Origin of the sequence: Nonomuraea sp. NPDC049625 (assembly GCF_040675285.1) — a bacterium.
GTDB lineage: Bacteria > Actinomycetota > Actinomycetes > Streptosporangiales > Streptosporangiaceae > Nonomuraea > Nonomuraea angiospora_A.
In genome coordinates, this window is sequence record NZ_JBFAOQ010000015.1 from 269,426 (window position 1) to 288,965 (window position 19,540).

20 protein-coding genes are annotated in these 19,540 nt (G+C 71.2%); 9 read left to right on the forward strand and 11 right to left on the reverse strand.

Annotated elements, in window-relative coordinates:
- Positions 1-53: 53 nt before the first annotated feature.
- The 6 genes from AB0J87_RS47375 to AB0J87_RS47400 all read right to left on the reverse strand — a co-directional run bounded on the left by AB0J87_RS47375 (position 54) and on the right by AB0J87_RS47400 (position 5,789).
- The gene (locus tag AB0J87_RS47375) at positions 54-1,277 is read right to left on the reverse strand and encodes a cytochrome P450 (protein ID WP_363978221.1); all 1,224 of its coding nucleotides are present in this window, start codon (positions 1,275-1,277) and stop codon (positions 54-56) included.
- A gap of 83 nt (positions 1,278-1,360) precedes the next feature.
- On the reverse strand, positions 1,361-2,434 hold the full coding sequence (locus tag AB0J87_RS47380) for a peptidase (RefSeq protein ID WP_350723397.1): 1,074 nt from the start codon (positions 2,432-2,434) through the stop codon (positions 1,361-1,363).
- A 347-nt stretch (positions 2,435-2,781) separates the two neighbouring features.
- Positions 2,782-3,552 (reverse strand): hypothetical protein, encoded by a 771-nt coding sequence (locus AB0J87_RS47385; RefSeq protein ID WP_363978225.1) that lies wholly within the window; start codon positions 3,550-3,552, stop codon positions 2,782-2,784.
- Between the two features lie 94 nt (positions 3,553-3,646).
- Complete coding sequence (locus tag AB0J87_RS47390; RefSeq protein WP_363978228.1) at positions 3,647-4,780, reverse strand: hypothetical protein; 1,134 nt, start codon at positions 4,778-4,780, stop codon at positions 3,647-3,649.
- A gap of 211 nt (positions 4,781-4,991) precedes the next feature.
- On the reverse strand, positions 4,992-5,378 hold the full coding sequence (locus AB0J87_RS47395) for a hypothetical protein (RefSeq protein ID WP_363978231.1): 387 nt from the start codon (positions 5,376-5,378) through the stop codon (positions 4,992-4,994).
- A 21-nt stretch (positions 5,379-5,399) separates the two neighbouring features.
- The gene (locus AB0J87_RS47400; RefSeq protein WP_350723390.1) at positions 5,400-5,789 is read right to left on the reverse strand and encodes a hypothetical protein; all 390 of its coding nucleotides are present in this window, start codon (positions 5,787-5,789) and stop codon (positions 5,400-5,402) included.
- A 556-nt stretch (positions 5,790-6,345) separates the two neighbouring features.
- Here AB0J87_RS47400 and AB0J87_RS47405 point away from each other — a divergent pair.
- The gene (locus AB0J87_RS47405) at positions 6,346-6,984 is read left to right on the forward strand and encodes a sigma-70 family RNA polymerase sigma factor (protein WP_350723388.1); all 639 of its coding nucleotides are present in this window, start codon (positions 6,346-6,348) and stop codon (positions 6,982-6,984) included.
- A 79-nt stretch (positions 6,985-7,063) separates the two neighbouring features.
- Positions 7,064-7,303 (forward strand): zf-HC2 domain-containing protein, encoded by a 240-nt coding sequence (locus AB0J87_RS47410; protein ID WP_350723386.1) that lies wholly within the window; start codon positions 7,064-7,066, stop codon positions 7,301-7,303.
- Here AB0J87_RS47410 and AB0J87_RS47415 read toward each other — a convergent pair.
- Positions 7,298-7,549 (reverse strand): zf-HC2 domain-containing protein, encoded by a 252-nt coding sequence (locus tag AB0J87_RS47415; protein ID WP_363978236.1) that lies wholly within the window; start codon positions 7,547-7,549, stop codon positions 7,298-7,300. The two genes, AB0J87_RS47410 and AB0J87_RS47415, sit on opposite strands and share 6 nt — an antisense overlap.
- 105 nt (positions 7,550-7,654) lie before the next feature.
- On the opposite strand from AB0J87_RS47415, the gene egtA reads away from it, so the two are divergent.
- The 5 genes from egtA to egtE are packed head-to-tail and all read left to right on the forward strand — an operon-like array spanning position 7,655 to position 13,218.
- Positions 7,655-8,917, forward strand: coding sequence for an ergothioneine biosynthesis glutamate--cysteine ligase EgtA (gene egtA, locus AB0J87_RS47420; protein ID WP_363978239.1), 1,263 nt, complete (start codon positions 7,655-7,657; stop codon positions 8,915-8,917).
- Positions 8,914-10,206, forward strand: coding sequence for an ergothioneine biosynthesis protein EgtB (gene egtB / locus AB0J87_RS47425; RefSeq protein ID WP_363978242.1), 1,293 nt, complete (start codon positions 8,914-8,916; stop codon positions 10,204-10,206). Before egtA ends, egtB begins: the two co-directional genes overlap by 4 nt.
- On the forward strand, positions 10,207-10,926 hold the full coding sequence (egtC, locus tag AB0J87_RS47430; protein ID WP_363978245.1) for an ergothioneine biosynthesis protein EgtC: 720 nt from the start codon (positions 10,207-10,209) through the stop codon (positions 10,924-10,926). It abuts the gene before it with no gap.
- 19 nt (positions 10,927-10,945) lie between these two features.
- Entirely contained in the window at positions 10,946-11,926 is a 981-nt protein-coding gene (gene egtD, locus AB0J87_RS47435; protein ID WP_363978248.1) for an L-histidine N(alpha)-methyltransferase, read from the forward strand.
- The gene (gene egtE / locus AB0J87_RS47440) at positions 11,923-13,218 is read left to right on the forward strand and encodes an ergothioneine biosynthesis PLP-dependent enzyme EgtE (protein ID WP_363978251.1); all 1,296 of its coding nucleotides are present in this window, start codon (positions 11,923-11,925) and stop codon (positions 13,216-13,218) included. The genes egtD and egtE overlap by 4 nt, the downstream gene beginning before the upstream one ends.
- Positions 13,219-13,325: 107 nt before the next feature.
- Here egtE and AB0J87_RS47445 read toward each other — a convergent pair whose 3' ends face one another.
- The 4 genes from AB0J87_RS47445 to AB0J87_RS47460 form a co-directional block, all read right to left on the reverse strand.
- Positions 13,326-13,742: an ATP-binding protein gene (locus AB0J87_RS47445; RefSeq protein ID WP_363978459.1), complete on the reverse strand. Its 417-nt coding sequence runs from the start codon at positions 13,740-13,742 to the stop codon at positions 13,326-13,328.
- Positions 13,743-13,842: 100 nt separating this feature from the next.
- On the reverse strand, positions 13,843-14,676 hold the full coding sequence (locus tag AB0J87_RS47450; RefSeq protein ID WP_363978254.1) for an SAM-dependent methyltransferase: 834 nt from the start codon (positions 14,674-14,676) through the stop codon (positions 13,843-13,845).
- 186 nt (positions 14,677-14,862) lie between these two features.
- Complete coding sequence (locus AB0J87_RS47455; RefSeq protein ID WP_363978257.1) at positions 14,863-16,131, reverse strand: deoxyribodipyrimidine photo-lyase; 1,269 nt, start codon at positions 16,129-16,131, stop codon at positions 14,863-14,865.
- Between the two features lie 130 nt (positions 16,132-16,261).
- On the reverse strand, positions 16,262-17,194 hold the full coding sequence (locus AB0J87_RS47460; protein ID WP_363978260.1) for an AraC family transcriptional regulator: 933 nt from the start codon (positions 17,192-17,194) through the stop codon (positions 16,262-16,264).
- A 222-nt stretch (positions 17,195-17,416) separates the two neighbouring features.
- On the opposite strand from AB0J87_RS47460, the gene AB0J87_RS47465 reads away from it, so the two are divergent.
- Both AB0J87_RS47465 and AB0J87_RS47470 read left to right on the forward strand, forming a co-directional pair.
- A complete protein-coding gene (locus AB0J87_RS47465) occupies positions 17,417-18,556 on the forward strand; it encodes an SGNH/GDSL hydrolase family protein (protein ID WP_363978263.1) in 1,140 nt (379 codons plus the stop codon).
- Positions 18,557-18,585: 29 nt separating this feature from the next.
- Complete coding sequence (locus AB0J87_RS47470; RefSeq protein ID WP_363978266.1) at positions 18,586-19,512, forward strand: NAD-dependent epimerase/dehydratase family protein; 927 nt, start codon at positions 18,586-18,588, stop codon at positions 19,510-19,512.
- Positions 19,513-19,540 lie beyond the last annotated feature (28 nt).

The following is a 19,540-nucleotide window of genomic DNA, read 5'->3' on the forward strand; positions in this document are numbered from 1 at the left end:
ACGGATGACGCCGGCGGCCCGCCGAGCGGTCCACCGGCGTCGTGCTCAGGAGGTCACCAGGTGACCCATACGTCCTGGAGCCCTCCCGACAGCCCTCCGGTGCGAAGGCGCAGGTCGTCCGGGGCGTCCCGCAACCGCAGGCCGGGCAGCCTGCGCGTCAGGGTGCCCAGCACGACCTGGAGCTCTAGCCTGGCCAGCGGCTGGCCGAGGCAGTAGTGCGGTCCCGCGCCGAAGGTGAGGTGCTGGTTGCTGTTCTGCCGCCGCGGGTCGAACCGCTCGGGGTCCGTGAACTTGGCCGGGTCGCGGTTGGCGGCGGGGATGTTGGGGATCAGCGTGCTGCCCGCGGGCACCGTGACCTCGCTGAGCTCGACGTCCTCGGTGATGAACCGCGGCACCCCGCCGATGACCGACAGAGTGCTGTCCAGGCGCAGCACCTCCTCGACGGTGCCCGGGATCAGGTCGGGGTCGTCGATCACGGCCTCGTAGCGCTCGCGGTCGGCGAGCAGCATCGCCACCATGATCGCGATCATGTTCGAGGTCGTCTCGTGGCCGGCCAGCAGCAGGCCGCGCACGGTGGAGATGAGCTCGTCCTGGCTGAGCCGGCCGTCCTCGGCGTCGGTGATCTGGGTCAGCTCGCTGAGCAGGTCGTCGCCCGGGTTCTCCCGGTTGTGGTCGACCAGGTCGGACACGTACGAGGTGAACTCCTGGTACGCCTGGTCGACCTCCTCCTGGGTGTTGCGCGTCAGCGTGAGCATGGTCCTGGACCAGTGCGCGAACTTGTCCTGGTCCTCGCTCGGCGCGCCGACCAGCGCGCAGATGACCCGCACCGGGAGCGGCAGGCCCAGCCCGGCCGACAGGTTGCCGGGGGAGCCCTTGGCCAGCATCGCGTCCAGCAGGTCGTCGGTCATCGCCTGGACCTTGAGCCGCCACACCTCCATCTTCCGCGCCGTGAACCAGCGGCTGAGCAGGCGTCGCCACCGCATGTGGCCCTGCCCTTCCCTGATGTCCATGGTGCCTTCGTTGCGCCGGTTGAACAGCCCGCCGTCCTTGGTGGTGGACAGCCGGGCGGCGCCCTCCCTGGCGAGGTTGCGGCTGAAGCGCGGGTCCGCCATGACGGCGCGGGCATCGTCGTACCTGGTCACCAGGGTGGCCACGTCCCCGCTCGGCAGCCGTACGTGCGACACCGGGCACTTGTCCCGCAGCTCCGCCAGCTGTGGCGGCGGCTCCAGGGCGGTGGGGCGGTCGAACGGGAAATCGGGGATCGCGTCAGCGGTCATGTGTCCTCCAGCTCGGAAGCCTGACCCTTCCGAATATAAGTCGGCCGCCTTATTAAGGCAATCGCCTTGAAAGCCGAGCGGACTCAGGCCGCGTTGGCGCGCTGGGCGGACTGGTAGACGGCCATTGCCTCGTTCCCGAAGAAGGGCCCGAACATGAACTGGGGGGCGAAGTCGTACTTGAAGCTGTTGACCGAGTTCAGCCAGCCCAGCCCGGTGGACTCGTTGAACCCCTGGAACCACGGCCCGCCGCTCGACCCGCCGGTCATGTTGCAGCGCAGGCCCTGGTCCCTGGTCTGGACGGTGTCGTTGAACGTGCGCCCGCTGCAGTAGATCAGCCGGGAGCCGTCGAAGGGCGCGGCCGCCGGATAGCCGAAGGAGAACATCTGCCGTCCCCTGGGCTGGTTGAACGCAATCCCCTGCCCGCCGACCACGTCGGTCAGCGTCTGCCCCTGCAGCGGCGCGACCACGGCGGCGGCGACGTCGAAGTTGATGTCCTCGTTGGCGTTCCACTGCTGCGTGGTGAGCAAGCTGGTGGCGACCCAGGTGCCGAACGGGCGCCGCCCGTTGTCGAATCCGGGCACGAACACCCAGTTGCGGTGCGCGGCCCCGTTCATCTTCACGCAGTGCCCGGCGGTCATCACGACGCTCTCATTGGCGCTGGTCACTGCCGAGCCCGAACAGGAGGCGTTGCCGCCCTCCGCGGTGGTGAAGAAGACGCGCCCGGTGGTGCGGACGATGGCGCCGCCGTCGGTCCACCGCAGGCCGGGGCTGTTGGGCACCACGGCCTGCAGCCGCTGGTTGACGGCCTGGGTGCCGGCGACCGACCAGGCCGCGCCCCGGGTGGCGGCGCCGCTGCCGGTCGACCAGGAAGAGCGCTGGACCGAGCCGTTCCGGCTGGCCCATGGGGAGCCCTCGGTCGGCCCGCTCGACTGGCTGCGGCGCGGCGGCGGGTCCCCCAGCGGCTGCGCCGCCAGCATGCGCTGTGGTGTCCAGTACTGCAGGACGCTCCTGCGTTCCGACCAGGAGTCCGCGCCGGACCAGCCGACGGGCCTGGGACCGAGGCCGCTCGGTGCGCTCGCCTGGGCGGCGCCCGCCGGGACCAGAGCGCCCGCCAGAGCGAGCGCGACGGCGGAGAGCAGGACGACTCTGCGATGCATTCGTACCTCCCGAAACCGGAATCTGCCGCATGGAGGTACGTACAGCGCTAAGTATCTTCCTCAAGGCATGCACATATTGATATAGCTCCATTACCGGACGAACTGCTGCCGATACCGGGAGTAATCGCCACCGCCGCCGCCATTTACGGTGATGAGCTGCGCTGTTCACGCAGAGGCGTCAGACTGTTACCCGCGGCCATCGCCCTTCGGCGGTCCAGGTCATAGACGCCGGGAGGACCAAGCGATGGCCGCACCCAGGTCTCGCGCCGTCGCGACGGCGCGAGCGCACTGTGGTTGACTGCCTCCTCGACGACCTGGCCGTCGTCGTCGAGGAGGTTCACCCGGAACTAGCGGCCCGTCTCGGTGGACCAGAGCGGGCGCTTGCCGTCGTAGATGACGACGTTGCCGTCGTCCTGCATCTCCAGCCGCGCGCCGGGGTTCTTGCCGGTCTTGGAGTCCCACAGCGGCGTCGTGCCCTTGTAGACGACCAGGTTGCCGTCCTTCTGCATCTCCAGCCGCGCGCCCGGGTTCCCGCCCGTCTTCGAGTCCCACAGGGCCTTGCCGGCCTTGTAGAGCACGAGGTTGCCGTCCTCCTGCATGGCGAACTGGTAGTCGCCGTTGCGGGAGCGTACGTACTGGTTGGGCTTGAGACCGTAGCCGGGCTTGAGCACGCTGATCGTGGCGTGGCGGGTCCACAGCGGGGTCTTGCCGGCGTAGATGACCAGGTTCCCGTCGTCCTGGACGGCCAGGCGGGCGCCGGGGGTGTCGGTGTTCGAGGCCCACAGCGGGGTCTTGCCGCGGTAGACGACCAGGTTCCCGTCCTCCTGCATGGCGGCGAACGCGCCCGGACTGTCGCCGGTCTGGCTGCTCCACAGCGCCGTGCTGCCCCGGTACAGGACCAGGTTGCCGTCGGTCTGCTGCTGCAGGACGTAGTCGCCGTCGGACGACCGTACGGAGTCACCCGCCTTGAGCAGCTGGCCCGGGTTCAACCACGTCGTACGCTCGACGCCCGCCGTGACGCTGTAGGCCGTGGCCGCCGACGCGGAGGGCGCGACCGAGCCCACGACCACCGCGCTCGCCAGCGCCAGGGCCCCGACGTATGCCGATATCTTTCGCATGTTGCTCCCCCAGTGAGGTGATCAAGGAGAGCGACACTAATCAACGGCCGCCATGGGGCCGACTCATTTCGAAAGGCCTGAAACTGTCGGCTCGCTACAGCAGGTCCTCGTGGCGGACGGCCGCCTCCTGCCTGACCTCCGCCAGGTACGCCTCGACCGGACCCCGCCGCAGCGGGTCGGTGCTCTCGTCGACGAGGGTGCCCAGCGGGTGCACGCGGTGCACGTCCAGCAGCCAGCAGCCGTGGATGGCCTCCAGCAGGTTCTCCAGCAGGTCGAGGGCCGGGCGGGCCGGGTCGAGCGGGGTGATCGGCAGGTAGACGGCGTCGAAGTCGAGCCCGAGCTCGGGGTGGTCGGCGTGGGCCCGCTCGGCGAGCTCCTCGGCCGCCGTGATGCGGTATCTGGCCTCCGTGACGCCGCTGAGGTGGCCCTCGGCGATGTGCAGCGCGTGGCGGATCATCGGCATGACGGCCTGCCGGGGGGACATGCCCGCGCCTATCGAGGTCACGATCTCGGTGAGGCTCTCCTGGACGAGCGGCCTGATGCCGTCGACCCGGGCCACGACCTGCGCCGGGTGCAGGCGGGCGCGGCGGGCGGTGGTGGAGGCCGCCGCGTAGAGCCAGTGCGCGGCGGCGATGGCGGCCGCGGCCGGATCCACGTGGGTGAACAGCTCCTCGGGGCCGAAGGGGTGCCGGTGCAGCAGGCCGTCGGCCTGGGCGACCTGGAGAGGGGAGGCGTCCTCGCGGCTGAGGACGACGGCCTGCTGGGCCCGGTCGGACAGGTCGCCGAGCTCGGCCTGCTCGATTGCGGCCAGCTCGTCGGTGACCTCGGTGATGATGCGGACCGTGAGCTGCGAGATGTCGAAGGCGCGCAGGGAACGGCCGACGCGATGGGCGCTGTCCTCGACCCTGGTGGTCGCCGTGGGGAACGGGCTGCCGATGGAGGGGCCGGGGCTGGTCAAAGCGGGGACGATGGCGGCGAAGGCGTCGCGTTCGCACTGCCGGTACCAGCCCAGGCTGTTGGGCCCGTGCCGCTCCGCGGTGCTGGCCGGATGGGTGTAGCAGCGCCAGCAGGCCTGCGACAGGTCGGTCAGGGACGTGGCCAGCCGCAGGGCGTCCCAGGGGGAACGGGCCCGGGGCAGTTCGGCGACGGTGGTGGCGCTGTCGCCGATGCCGGTGCTCCATTGGGCGATGAGCATGTTGCGGCTGTGATCTATGGCGTACCGGGTCACGCGACCTCCTCGGCTGAAGGGGGCGGGGTGAGCGTGATGGCATGCCCAGGATGCTGTATTCACCGGTGCCGCGGAGGGGATTCGCTCCGACTGCAGGTCGCTGATCTGCGCTTTTGCCGGGAAATGCGGCGTAACTCCTCTGGCAGAAGCCGAAGGCCGCCAGGCAGCAGGGCCGCGCGCATCGCGTTCGTCGCGCGCGGCCCTGGCGGCGTCAGGAGACGGACAGGTAGAACGCCGAGTCGCCCCGCACCCTGAAGCCGACCTGGCTGTACACGGCGATGGTGTCCAGGCGGGTCTCGCCGCACGCCGACGACGGATTGAGCTCGACGGACAGCGAGCGCGGAGCGGAGTACTCGCCGATGGGCGTGACGTGGATCGCCGTCGCGCCGGTGAAGTCCACGCTCTCGTCGACGGACACGCAGTAGACGCCCCTGTACGGGTGCCAGACGTCGTTGACGTGGCTGCCCTCGATCAGGGAACCGTCCATGTCCACCTCGGCCGACGCCTGGGCGTACGGCGTGTCAGCGTGGGCGGCGACCGGCGTCAGGACGGCGGCGGTGGCGAGCACTCCTGCGGCAATGCGCCTGATGTTCTTCATTGGTTGTCCCTTCGGTCCAGATCAGGAGATGGAGAGGTCGAAACCGGAGTCGGCGAGCCGCGCCGTGTGGGGGTTGAAGACGTTGACCGTGACGGTGTTGGTCCGGTGGCAGGTCGCCGAGGGGTTCCTGAAGGCGATGTGCGGCAGTCGCAGCGCGTGGCGCGCGGTGATCTGGATGACTGCCTCGGTCACGTCGACGTCTTGGGCGACCTGCACGCAGTACTTGCCGGTGGCCGCCCGCCAGGTCGCGACGATGTTCTTGCCCAGGTTGAGCCTGCCGTCCGCGTCGACGACCGCCCCGGCCCGCGCGTACGGGGCCTTGAGTTCGTCGGCGTACACGGCAGGGCCGGTTGCCAGGACGAGACCGGTGGCGGTCAGAGCGAGCCCGCCCGCCAGGATACGACGGAGCATGAAGTCCCCCTCGGTTACAGACAGATGTATGCCACGACAGAAAGTAATTACGGGAGGGGGATTGCGACGCGAGCCACCCCGGAACGGGACGCTCAAGCTTTTTTGATCAACCGCAAGTGAACCCGTGGCCCATCGCAGGCGTCATGCCTCCTCCGGCGGCCGCGACCGCGGCCGCCGGAGGAGTGCGGTTCAGGCCGGCATCAGGGTGCCCAGGCCCCTTGGACGGCGAAGCGGACACTGGGGTCGAGGGAGATATCGAACATGATGCCGACTATCGCCCCGAGGATGGATCTCCACCAGGATGTGGCGCCGGGGATGTCCGGAACTTTGGGAGTCTGGTCCAAAGGGAGCGGGATGAAGGGCCCGTAACGTCGTGAACTGCGCCTTTGGGAAGGTTCTGACCTGTTTATCCGAAAAATACGCATCTTGTGGCCTTTCGCCGAGACGGAAGAACGTCAGTGGGAAGGATTAGCGTGGGGCGGTATGTCCCGGGCGAGGGCCGGCGATCGGTCCCGATGCCATGGATGTCTCAGCGTTCGAGCGGAGGGAAGCGATCGTGGGGTCTCTCGCGGGCGGTGAGCTGCCCCCGGATGACGTCGTCGTCACGGCCCTGCGCGCCGGGGACGAGGCGATGTTCGCGGCGCTGCTCGACACCTGGTCCGGGGGCATGTTGCGGGTGGCCAGGTCCTACGTGTCCACCGACCACTCCGCGGAGGAGGTCGTCCAGGACACGTGGCTGGCGGTGATCGGCGGGATCGACGCGTTCGAGAGCCGCTCGTCGGTCAAGACGTGGGTCTACCGCATCCTGATCAACACCGCGAAGAAGCGCGGCGCCCGCGAGAGCCGCACGCTGCCGTGGAGCTCCTTCGAGCACGACGGCGTCTCGGTGGCGGACCAGGGCTTCGACGCGGTGCTGCCGGGCGGCTGGAAGGAGCTCCCCGCGACCTGGCCGACGCCGGAGAGCGAGGCGCTCGCCTCTGAGGTGCGCGGGCTGATCGCCGAGGGGCTGGCGCGGTTGCCTCCCCGGCAGCGGATCGTGATCACCCTGCGCGACGTGGAAGGGTGCACGTCCGAGGAGGTGTGCGAGATCCTGGAGATCTCCGAGGCCAACCAGCGGGTGCTGCTGCATCGCGCCCGCACGGCCGTGCGCGGCTGGCTCGCGGACTATTTCGAGTCCGTGAAGCAGCCGGAGTAGCCGGTGGGCTTCTCCTGGGCGGCGAAGCGGCGACAATAAGTGAAACGGTTCATATCCAGAGGCAAGGGCGGTCGACGTCGTGAAGCGGTTCACCTGCGACGAGCTGGCGGGACTCATCACCGCCTACCTTGAGGACGCCCTCGACCGGCCCGCCCGCGACGGCGTGCGGGAGCATCTGGCCTGCTGCGAGGGGTGCGAGCGCTACGTCGAGCAGTTCCGGGCGACCATCGACGCCCTCGGCGACCCGCATCCGGAGAAGCTGCCCGCCGACATGCGCGACCGGCTCATGTCCGCCTTCCGCGAGCGGCGCCGGTTATGAGCCGGGGCTCATACGGAAGCTCGCCCGCAGCGCGGCGAGCACCGGCGCCGGCATGACGTCGTCACGCAGGCAGCCGAGCGCCGCGATCGTCGCCAGGATCTGCGCCCGCCACTCCGAACACGCAGGGCAGGCGTCCAGATGGTCCGCGACCCGCCGCCGTCGCCCCGCCGGGAGCGCCGCCTCCAGATAGTCCGTGAGCAGCTCCAGCACGTCGTCGCATCCGAGGTCGTCCGCTGCCCGCTCCATGTGACCTAGTCCCGGTCACGTCCCATCCGTTACACGAAAATCCGCCTGTAACGTTCGCGCGCCTCGCGGGTCTGTAGACCTGTGCGCCACGCGAAGGGGACGACGATGATCGGGCTGACGTCCGAGAGCACGCCGCTGCGGGACGCCTCCGAGGTGGCGGATTTCGCGCGCCGTTGCTTCCAGCCGGCCGCGCAGGATCCGGACGCCGAGGAGCGGGTGGGCGTCGAGCTGGAGTTCCTGGTCTTCGACCGTGCGGCGGCGGCCGCGCAGGTCCCGATGGCCGAGGTCGAGCGGGCCGTCCCGGCGCTGCCGGGCGGCAGCCGGGTGACGTTCGAGCCGGGCGGGCAGCTCGAGCTGTCCGGTCCCGCGGCCCCGCTGCGGGACGCGCTCGACGGCCTGGCCGCCGACGTCTCCGCCGTGCGCGCCGCCCTGCGCCCGGCGGGGCTGGTGCTGGCCGGGGTGGGCCTCGACCCGGTGCGCCCGGCCCGCCGCCAGCTCCGCCTGCCCAGGTACGACGCCATGGCCGAGTTCCTCGGCGAGCCGTACGGGGCCCTGATGATGTGCTCGACCGCCTCCGTCCAGGTCAACCTGGACCTCGGGGAGCGGCCGCAGGCCCGGTGGGAGCGGGCGCACGCGCTCGGCCCCGTGCTGATGGCGGCCTTCGCCAACTCGCCGCTCAGCGGCGGCCGGCCGTGCGGCTGGATGTCGGGCCGCCAGGCCGTCTGGGACCGCCTCGACCGCACCCGGACCGCGCCCGTGCCCGCCTCGGGCGACCCCGCCGCCGATTGGGCCGGCTACCTGCTGGACGCCCGGCTCATGCTGGTGCGCGAGGACGGGGAGCGATGTCGCCCGGTCCGCGACGGCTCGACGTTCCGCGACTGGCTGAACGGCGCCGGCGAGCGCCGCCCCACCGCCGACGACCTGGCCTATCACGCCACGACGGTCTTCCCCCCGGTACGGCCCAGGGGCTGGCTGGAGATCCGTTACCTCGACGCCCAGCACCCGGCGGCCTGGCCGGTGTGCGTGGCCGTGACCCACGCCCTCGTCGCCGACGACCGGGCCGCCGACGCAGCGCTGGCCGCCGTGGAGCCGTACCTGGGGCCCGGCCGGATGCCGAGCCGGGAGTTGTGGCGGGACGCGGCGCGGTGCGGGCTGACCGAGCCGCGCCTGAGCCGGGCCGCCGAGGCGTGCTTCCGCGCCGCGCTGGAGGCGCTGCCCCGCCTCGGCGCGGACCCCGGCCTGGTCGGCGAGGTGGCCGCGTTCGCCGACCGGCACGTGACAACGGGCCGCTCACCGGCGGCCGACCTGATGGATCCGGTGCCGGGACGGCGCGTCCCGGCCTGGCTGAACGGGGAAGGACGGCAATGACCGACTCCAAGGAACGCATCGCGGCCGAGCTCCTCGCCGTGCGCGACCGGTCGCTCGCCTACACCGAGGCGGACGACGACCTGCTGGTGCGTCAGCACTCCCCGCTGATGTCGCCGCTGGTGTGGGACCTCGCGCACGTCGGCAACTACGAGGAGCTGTGGGTGCTGCGCGCGGCCGGCGGCATCGAGCCGATCCGCCCCGAGATCGACGACATCTACGACGCGTTCAAACATCCGCGCAAGGACCGCCCCACCCTGCCCCTCCTGGGCCCGGCCGAGGCCCGCCGCTACATCGAGGGCGTACGCGGGCGCGTGCTCGACGTCCTCGACGCGGTCGACCTGGAGGGCGCCGACCCGCTGCACCGCGACGGCTTCGTGTTCGGCCTGGTGATCCAGCACGAGCACCAGCACGACGAGACCATGCTCGCCACCCTGCAGCTGTCCGGGCAGCCCGGCCTGGTACGCGAGGGCGACCTGCCGCAGGGCCGGAGCGGCGGCCCCGAGGAGGTGTACGTGCCCGCGGGCTCCTTCATGATGGGCACCGCCACCCTCCCCTGGGCCTACGACAACGAACGCCCCGCCCACCAGGTGGACCTGCCCGCGTACTGGATCGACCGGCTCCCCGTCGGCAACCGCGCGTACGCGGCGTTCATCGAGGAGGGCGGCTACGACGACCCGCGCTGGTGGTCCGCCGAGGGCTGGCAGTGGCGCCAGCGCAGCGGGGTGGTCGCCCCCCTGTTCTGGGTCAAGGAAGGCGACGCCTGGTGGCGCAGGCGCTTCGGCCGCACCGAGCCGATCCCGATGGACGAGCCCGTCCAGCACGTGAGCTGGTACGAAGCCGACGCCTACGCCCGCTGGGCCGGCAAGCGGCTGCCCACCGAGGCCGAGTGGGAGAAGGCCTGCGGCTGGGACCCGGAGGCCCGCCGCGCCCGCCGCTACCCGTGGGGCGAGGAGGCCCCCGACCCGGCCAGGGCGAACCTCGGCCACCGCGCCGCCCACCCCGCGCCGCTGGGCGCCTACCCGGCCGGGGCCAGCGCGTACGGGGTTGAGCAGATGGTCGGAGACGTGTGGGAGTGGACCGGCTCCTGGTTCCAGCCCTACCCGGGCTTCCGCGCGTTTCCCTACAAGGAGTACAGCGAGGTGTTCTTCGGCCAGGAATACCGGGTGCTGCGCGGCGGCTCCTGGGCGGCCGACCCGGCGGCGGTCCGCACCACGTTCAGGAACTGGGACTACCCGATCCGGCGGCAGATCTTCACCGGGTTCCGCTGCGCGCGTTCGGAGCTGGTCTAGGTGTGCAGGCACGCGGCCTGGCTGGGCGAGCCCCGCCCGCTCACCTGGCTCATCCACGAACCCGAGCACGGCCTGTTCAAGCAGTCGTACGCGCCCCGGCACCAGCGCAACGGCATGATCAACGCCGACGGTTACGGCATGGGCTGGTACGACTCCACGCGCCCCGAGCCCGTGCGCTACCGCCGTACCGTGCCCATCTGGTCCGACGCCAACCTGCCCGCGCTCGCCCAGATCGCCCGCTCCACCTGCCTGCTCGCGGCCGTGCGCTCGGCCACCGCGGGCATGCCGATCGAGGAGAGCGCCACCGCGCCGTTCACCGACAAGGGGTGGCTGCTCAGCCACAACGGGCGCGTCAGCAAGGACGCGCTCCGCGACCTCGCCGACGACCTGGCCGGTCGCGCGGAGAGCGCGTGCGACGCCGCCTGGATGGCGACCGCCGTGTTCCTGCGCGGGCGCGCCGGGCTGGGGCTGGGCGAGGCGCTGGCCGAAGTCGTCGTCCACGCCGGGAAGAAGGACCCCGGCGCCCGCCTCAACCTGCTCGCCTGCGACGGCGCCTCGATCGCCGCGACCGCCTGGGGCGACACGCTCTTCCACCACCGAAGCCACGACGGCGTGCGCGTGGCCAGCGAGCCGCTCGACGACCTGCCGGGCTGGCAGCCCGTTCCCGAGCGCAGCCTGCTGACCGTCACCCCCGACCGCGTTGCCGTGCAGCCGTTGTGATCTCACCATAGGAGGCCTCATGGCCGTCAGCCAGTCGTCCGTGCATGTGATCAACCATCTCGACCGTGACTACCTGCGGCAGGCCCTCGAACGTGACGTCAGGATGGGTCTGACGTCCTCGCCGAAGTGGTTGCCGCCCAAGTGGTTCTACGACACCGCGGGCAGCGAGCTGTTCTCCCGCATCACCCGGCTGCCCGAGTACTACCCGACCCGGCGCGAGCTGACGATCCTGCGGTCCCGGGCCGCGGACCTGGTCGCCGCCTCCCGCGCGGACACGCTGGTCGAGCTGGGGTCGGGCACCAGCGAGAAGACGGAGCTGCTGCTGGAGGCGCTCTCCGCGGCGGGCACGCTGCGCGCGTACACGCCGGTGGACGTGGACGCCGTCACGCTCGAGGCGGCGGCGCGCCGGGTCGCCGGGCGCTTCCCCGGGCTCGACGTGCGGGCGGTGTGCGCCGACTTCGAGCAGCACCTGGGGCTGCTGCCGCGTACCGGGCGGCGGATGGTGGCCTTCCTCGGCGGCACGATAGGCAACCTCGAACCCGTCGCCCGCCGGGCGTTCCTGAAGGAGGTGCGGGCCACGCTCCGGCGGGGGGACACGTTCCTGCTCGGCGCCGATCTGGTGAAGGACACCGAGCGGCTGGTGGCCGCCTACGACGACGCGGCCGGAGTGACGGCCGCCTTCAACCGCAACGTGCTCCACGTGATCAACCGGGAGCTGCGGGCCGACTTCGAGCCGGAGGCGTTCGAGCACGTGGCGCTTTACGACGAGCGGCACGAATGGATCGAGATGCGGCTGCGGGCCGTCCGGGACCTGCGGGTGCGGGTCTCGGAGCTCGGGCTGGAGGTGGACTTCGCCGCGGGGGAGGAGATGCGTACCGAGATCAGCGCCAAGTTCCGGCCGGAAGGGTTGCGGGCCGAGCTGGCCGGGGCGGGCTTCCTCGTCCGCCGCGGTTACACCGACCCGGACGGTGACTTCACCCTGATCCTGGCGGAGGCATGATCCCCGGAACGGGGCAGGTGGCGCCGCCCGCCGGGGCCGGGCCGGACGCGTCGGCCGCCGGAGTCGGGCCGGACGCGCGGGCCGATCGGGCCGGGTGGGCGGCGCGGGCCGGTGAGCTGTGGCGGGCGGCGCGCAGCGTCGTGCCGCCCGGGCATCTCGACGCGGCCGGTTGCAACGTGCTCAGCGACCGGGTGCTCGACGCGGTCGTGGCGCACCTGCGGCTGGAACGGGAACGCGGCGGCTACGCGGCCGTCCCCGACCTCACCCCGGCCAGATCGGCCCTGGCCGGGTTGGTCGGGGGCGGCCCGGCGGACGTGGCGTTCCTGGAGAGCGGGACGGCGGCGATGGCGGCCCTCCTGGGCGGGTGGCGGCTCCCGCCGGGCAGCCGCGTCGGCCACGCGCGCACCGAGTACGGCGGCACGCTGATGCTGCTGCACCGCCTGGCCGCCCAGCGCGGCTGGCGGCCGGTCGAGCTGCCGGTGGACGGCGACGCCCGCCTCGACCTCGAAGGGCTGCGGGCCCTGCTGGCGTCCGGGCTCGACCTGGTGATCGTCTCCCACGTGGCCTCCCATCGTGGCGTCGTGCAGCCCGCCGAGGAGATCGGGGCGCTGTGCCGCGCGGCGGGGGTGCCGTTCGTACTCGACGTCTGCCAGTCACTCGGGCATGTCGAGGTACGCGGGGCGGGTGCGACCGCGTACGTGGGGACCTCGCGCAAGTGGCTGGCCGGGCCGCGCGGCGTCGGCTTCCTGATCATCCCCGGGCTCACGCCGGCCATGGACGCCGCGGTCTCCACCCTGGGTGGCCACCTGTGGACTTCTGACGGCCCACTGCCTGAGTGCGGTGGCCCGGTGGCGCTGCCCGGGGTGGTGCCCGAGTGTGGTGGCCCGGTGCCGGTGCCCGGGGTGGCGCGGTTCGAGAGCTCGGAGGCGGCGGTCGCGGCGCGGGCCGGGCTCGGGGCGGCCGTGCTGGAGCATCACGAGCTCGGGCCGTTCGCGGTCCACGCGCATCTGGCCGACCTCGGCCGTACGGCGCGTGGCGTGCTCGACGGGGCCGGCGGGTGGCGCGTGGTCGAGCCGCTCGACGAGCCGTCCGCCCTGGTCACGCTCCGGCCGCCGCCGGGAGACAGCGCGCAGAGCGCCGCCGTCCGGGCCGCCGAGGCGTCGCTGCTGGTCAACGTCGTACCGACCGCCCGCGCGCCGCTGGACCTGCGCGAACCCGTGCTCCGCGTCTCCCCGCCGCCCGGCACACCTGTGGAGACCCTGCACGCCCTGGCCCGCATCCTCGCCCGCTGACGTCCGCGCCCGCTGACGTCCGCGCCCGCTGACGTCCTCGTCCGCTGACGCCGAGCCCGCTGAAACCGCGCCCGCCACGCCGGTCTGAGGGCGGCCCGTCACGCCGGTCAGATGGCGCTCAGGACCGAGAACCAGACGACCTTGCCGCCGTCAGCCGCGGTCACTCCCCAGTCGTCGGCGATCGCCGAGACGATCTGCAGCCCCCGCCCCGAGAGCGCGTCCGCGTCGGGCGAGCACGGGCGGGGCTCGCCGTCGCCCGGATCGAAGACCTCCCCGTACAACCGGTCCGTACGATCTTCCAGGCGTAACGCGTACGCCGACCCGCCGTAGCGGACGGCGTTGGTCACCAGTTCGCTGACGATGAGCACGCAGTCGTCGATCAGCCTTTCCAGGCCCCAGCCGGTCAGTTCGGTCCGGACCAGGGAGCGCGCCTCGCAGACACCGGCCGGCACCGACGGCAGCAGGTACGCGACCGCGCGAGTCGGAGCGGCGGACAAGGAGCTGGGGCGGGGGGACATACGCATCACGTCTCTCAGATTGGGAGCGCTCCCAACTCCACGATAAGCTCTCGCCCTCACTTATGCGAATGCGATTTCGTTACGATTCCGGACTCGGAGCGACGCGTCAGGGGATGTGGGCGACGGCGCCGTAGTTGCCCGACGCGCTCGGCTCGTCGGCGCAGGCGAGGTCACGCCCGCCGGGGTGCCACTCCGGCACCCACACCAGCCCGGGCTCCATCAGGTCGAGGCCGTCGAGCAGGGCCGCGACCTCCTCCCGCGAGCGGATCGCGAGGCGAGGCAGCGTCATGGCGACCATGTCGCGGATGGCGGGCAGCAGCTCCGGCGGGACGGCGTCGAACGTGGTGTGCAGCAGGCCGAGGAAGCTGCCTTTGGGCGCCGCGTGCTGGAGCCGCTTGACGACGTAGTGGGCGTACTCGTCGTCGTCGAGGCTGTGCGACGACAGCAGGAGCACGGCCAGGGGCCGCTCCCAGTCGATGAACGTCTGGACCACGTGGTCCTGGAGCATCTCGTCGATCTCCCGAACATCGCCGTCCACCACGCGGACCAGGTCGGTGAAGGGCTCGATGGTGGCCTGGGCGGTGGCCACCACCATCGGGTTGTTCTCGACGTACACGACGCGTACGGCGGACCCGGGCGAGGCGCGGCGGGCTATGTCGTGTAACCGGTTCCCGGCCGAGAGGCCGCTGGGGACGCCACTGCCCACGATCATGAACTGGTCCACGCCTTCGGCCGCCAGGTGGGCCACCACCCGGGACAGGAATTGTAGAACGGCGCGGGCCGCGGTCGTGAGGGCAGGTGTAACTTGATCAAAATGGCGCACCACGTCTTTGTCCGCCAGGAAGTTGTCCTTCCCACCTGCGGCAGCGTCGAATATCCGAGTGATTCTGGCTTGCGTCGTGTCGAGCCTGGCCAGGTTTCGGACAGCACGTCGGTGCATGAGCGTTGTCCCCTTTCCCCTCGCCGCTGACCTTTTTGCGGTAAGCGATCTTTGGACTTCACTCGATGACTCTGACCATATGTTCCAACAATTCCAGTCAATGACAATACGATAGACCGGTTATTTCGGGAAATGTTTGTGACCAGATTCTTCGTGACACGGCCGGCGTAATAGATCGTCCGCGAGTCATCCCTGGTCAGCGGCACTGTCAAGCCGCGCGGGGTACCCGGCGGGCGGCGCGGAAAGTCGCCAGGGCTCGTGGACGTACGGGGCCGGCACGGCGGCGAGTTCGGGCACATAGCGCTGGACATAGTGGCCCTCGGGGTCGTAGCGCTTGGCCTGACGTAGGGGATTGAAGGTGCGATTGGGACGGGTGTCGTTCCCCGTGCCGGCGACCCATTGCCAGTTGCCCGAATTGTCGGCCACATCGCCGTCGAGCAAGTGCTCGAAGAAGTGCCGTACGCCGTCGCGCCAGTCGAGGCCGAGATGCCTGACCAGATATGCGGCCGTGATCAGGCGGGCCCGATTGTGCATCCAGCCCTCGGCGAGCAGTTGCCTCATCCCGGCGTCCACGATGGGCAGCCCGGTCATCCCGGCCTGCCACGCCTGCAGCGCGTCCTGGTCGTGCCGCCAGCGCCGTTCGGGGTGGCGGTAGTTCTCGCGGCCGATGCGCGGGAACGCGTACGTCACCTGGTGGTGGAAGTCCCGCCAGCAGAGCTGGCGGACGAAGGCCTCGCTGCGCTCGGCGCGGCAGGCCAGCTCCAGCGGCGACAGGCAGCCGAAGCGGAGGTACGGGCTGAGCCGCGAGGTGCGGTCGCCCGCCAGGTCGTCGTGCCCCTCGGCGTAGCCGTCCAGCCCCTGGCGCAGCCAGCGGTCGGCGCGCTCGCGGGCCGCCGGCTCGCCGCCGGGCATCGGCCCGGGTGACTGGGGCCGGGGCAGCCGCCCGGCGGCCAGGCCCGAGGGCGTCCGCACCGTGCGCGGCGGCGGCAGGACCGGGCGGCGGGGGTGGCGGGTCCACGCGCGCCAGTAGGGGGTGAAGACCCGGTAGTGGTCGCCGCCGCCCGAGGGCCGCAGCGCGTCCGGTGGCACGACGGTGACGCCGGGGAAACGCAGGTACTCGATCCGCTCCCGGGCGAAGCGCTCCTCGCGCCGCCGGGCGAGCGAGCTGACGTCCGCGCCGGCGCAGATCGTCGTCGCGTCCACCTCCGCGGCCAGCTTCATCGTCTCGTGCACGACGTCGCCCTGCCGTACGACCAGGTCGCCGTCGCGGGCGCGGAGCGCGGCCCGCAGCTCGGCCAGGCACTCCAGGAGGAAACCGTGCCGGTTCCCCTCCGGTACGGCCGGGTCCAGCACGAACAGCGGCACCACCCGCTCGGCCCGCTCGCAGGCGGCGACGAGGGCGGGGTGGTCGTGGACGCGCAGGTCCCTGTTGAACAGCACGATCGCCGTGGCCATGGAGACAGTGTGAGCCGGACGCCGTTCGCGCGGCTCGCGGGAGCGCCGGGGGAGACCGGCCAGGAGCTCCAGGTGGGCCGCTACGCCTCGCGCAGGCGGATGCCGTACATCGCCAGCCAGACCACCCAGATCAGCCGGCCGCCGAGCCCGAGCGGGCCCTCCGCCGGTAGCGGCCCGGGGCTATGCCGTACTCGCGTTTGAACGCCTTGGCGAACGCGTACTCCGAGCCGTAGCCGCAGCGTTCGGCGACGCTCTGGAGTGGGGCGTCGGTGCCGAGCAGGAGTCGAGACGCGGTGCTCATCCGCCACCAGGTGAGGTAGGCCAGAGGTGGCTGGCCGACGGCGGTGACGAACCGTTTGGCGAAGGTGGCGCGGGACACGCCGGCCCGGGTGGCCAGTTCTGCGACGGTCCAGGGGTGTTCGGGGCGCCGGTGGATGTCGTGCAGTGCGGTGCCGATGGCCGGGTCGGTCAGGGCGGCGGCCCATCCGGTGGCACCGGCTGCGGACTGCTCGTCGAGCCAGGCGCGCAGGACGTACAGCAGGAGCATGTCGATGAGCGGGGCCAAGATCGCTTCGGAGCCGACGCGGGGTTCGCGTAGTTCGTCGCCCATGAGGTCGACGGTGGTGCGGAGCGAGCGGTGGCGCCCGAGCCGGGCAGGTAGGTGAATCACCGGCGGCAGGTCGGCGAGCAGCGGATGGGGGCGGACGCGGTCGAAGCTGTAGCAGACACAGAGCATCTCGGTGGCGGCGCCTGGGCCGGGGATGTTCAAGTCGGTGATCAGAGATTCGCCGTCGCGGACAGGACGGAAGTCGGTCAAGGGGCTGCCGGGCCGGTCGGCCAGCACGTGCCCCCGCCCCGGCGCGGTGAACAGCACGTCGCCGACACCGAGCGTCAACGGCGCGCCGTCAGGGGAGATCAGGCAGCACGCGCCCTGCAGAACGATGTGGCAGCAGGCCGAGTCGCCGGCCGGGAACCGCACGCCCCAGGGCTCCCAGCATCTGGTCCGACCCGCGTACGGCCGTCCGGCGCGCATCGCGGCGAGCACGTCACCGAGAACGTCCATTGCTGCAACTTAGCAATGATCATTAGACGCTGGGACATCTATTTCGGACGGCAAGATATTCATCATCTGTCATCGGCTCCTTACGGTGGATCGCGGACAAGCTTTCGATCTTGATGCCTGAGGGATGCGCCTGTGCCTGTCATGCCACCGACCAATACGGCCGATGCCGGCCTCGCTCCGGCTACGACCGCGACCACCTGGGCCGCTGCCTGGACCACCTCGATGCAGCGTCCGAGTGAGAGCTTCGCCCCGAACTGGTCCCAGGAGGGCTTCGCGAGCCAGACCGTCCGCCAAGTGCTCCGGGTCACCGCCGGCGGCGACGCGGTCCGGATCCGGCTGTCGAACGTCTACGGGACCGGCCCGCTCACGATCACCGGGGCCACCATCGCCGCCTGTGCGGATGGCGCCGCCATCCAGGAGGCTACTCTTCGGCACCTCACCGTCGATGGGAAGCGGACGTTCACGATCGCGGCCGGTGCGGAACTCGCCAGCGACCTGACACCGTTCAGGACGGCGCCGTTGGACAAGGTGACGATCACGTTCTATGCGGCCGAGCCGACCGGCCCCGCGACATTCCACGCCCAGGCGCTGGCGACCAACTACCGTGCCGACGGAGACCACCGGGACGACGCCGACGGCACGGCGTTCGCTGAGACCTCGCAGTCCTGGTACTACCTGAGCGGGCTGGACGTGACCGGCGGCCCGGTGCGGCCTGCGGGCGTCGTGCTGTTCGGCGACTCCCTCACCGAGGGCGTGGGCAGCGCCCTGGACGCCGACCGCCGCTACCCGGACGCGCTCGCCGAGCGCCTGGCCTCGGCGGGCCGTCCCCGCGCCGTGCTGAACCAGGGCATCGGCGGCAACCGGGTGACGGTCGACTCGGCCTGGCTCGGTGACAGCGCGGTGTCCCGGTTCCGTCGCGATGTCCTCGGTCAGCCGGGCGTGGGAACGGTCGTCATCCTGCTGGGCATCAACGACATCGGTATCAGCGAGGTGGCCGAGGCGTCGCCGTTCCCCACCTTCGCGCCGTATGCCGAGGTCTCCTCCGGCGAGGTCATCGCAGGCTTCCGCGACATGATCCAGCAGGCCCGCACCGCAAGGCTGCGGGTCGTCGGGGCCACGGTGATGCCCGCGGGGCCTTCGGCGTTCTCCACCGCGCGCAGCGAGGCCAAACGCGCCGCCATCAACGCCTGGATCCGCACCTCGGGCGAGTACGACGCGGTCATCGACTTCGACCGTGTGGTGGGCTCGCCCGAGGACGCGTTCCGGCTCGACCCGGCCTTCGACTCCGGTGACCACCTGCACCTCAACGACGCCGGATACCGCGCCATGGCCGACGCCATCGACCTGTCCGACCTCGGCTGAACACCCTGCATCCCCACGAAGGAGTCTCGATGTCATTCCACGTCGTCGTCGGAACCAGCGCCTCGGGAATCGCCACCGCGCGCCTGCTCGCCGAATCCGGTGAGCGTGTCCGCATCCTCAGTCGGCGTGGCGGCGGGCCCGAGCATTCGCTGATCGAACCGATCGCCGCCGACGCCCGCGACGCCGCCCGGCTCACCGAGCTGACCAGTGGCGCCACGACACTGTTCAACTGCGCCACACCGGCCTACGACCTGCTGCCCGTGGAGACCCCGGCGCTGGCGGCCGCGCTGCTGATCGCAGCCGAACGCAGCGGCGCCGGGTACGTCAACCTGAGCAACACTTACGGATACGGCCCTCCGGCCCCAGGCGAGCCCCTGACCGAAGATCTCCCCATGTCGCCGACCACCATCAAGGGACGGGTCCGGGCGCAGATGTGGGAGGACGCCATCACCGCCCACAACGAGAGACGGATTCGATTCACCGAAGTGCGGCCCGGTGACTTCATCGGACCCCGCCAACTATCGATGTTCAATCTGCTGATCGCGCCGCCGGTGCTGGCCGGCGAGCCCGCGGTCGTACCGGCAGACCTGGACGCACCGCACAGCTGGAGCCACCCCGGCGACGCCGCGAACGCATTGGTCACCCTCAGTCGCGACGAGCGGGCATGGGGCCGGGCCTGGCATGTGCCTCCCATCTCCGACGTCACCGTACGCGAGGTGACGGAAAGGTTCGCCGAGCTGGCCGGAGCTCCCGCGCCACAACTGATCAGCATGTCACCCCTGGACCTGCACAAAGCCGGCCTCGCCGACCCGATCATGGCGCAGACATGGGAGATGCAATATCAGTACCAGCGCCCCTTCATCCTGGACGCCTCACTGACCGTGAAGACCTTCGGCCTAACCCCCACCCCACTCGACGACGTGCTCCTGGAAACCGTCAAGTCGTTCGCCAACTAGGGGGCTCCTGGGCGGAGATGTCGCGCTA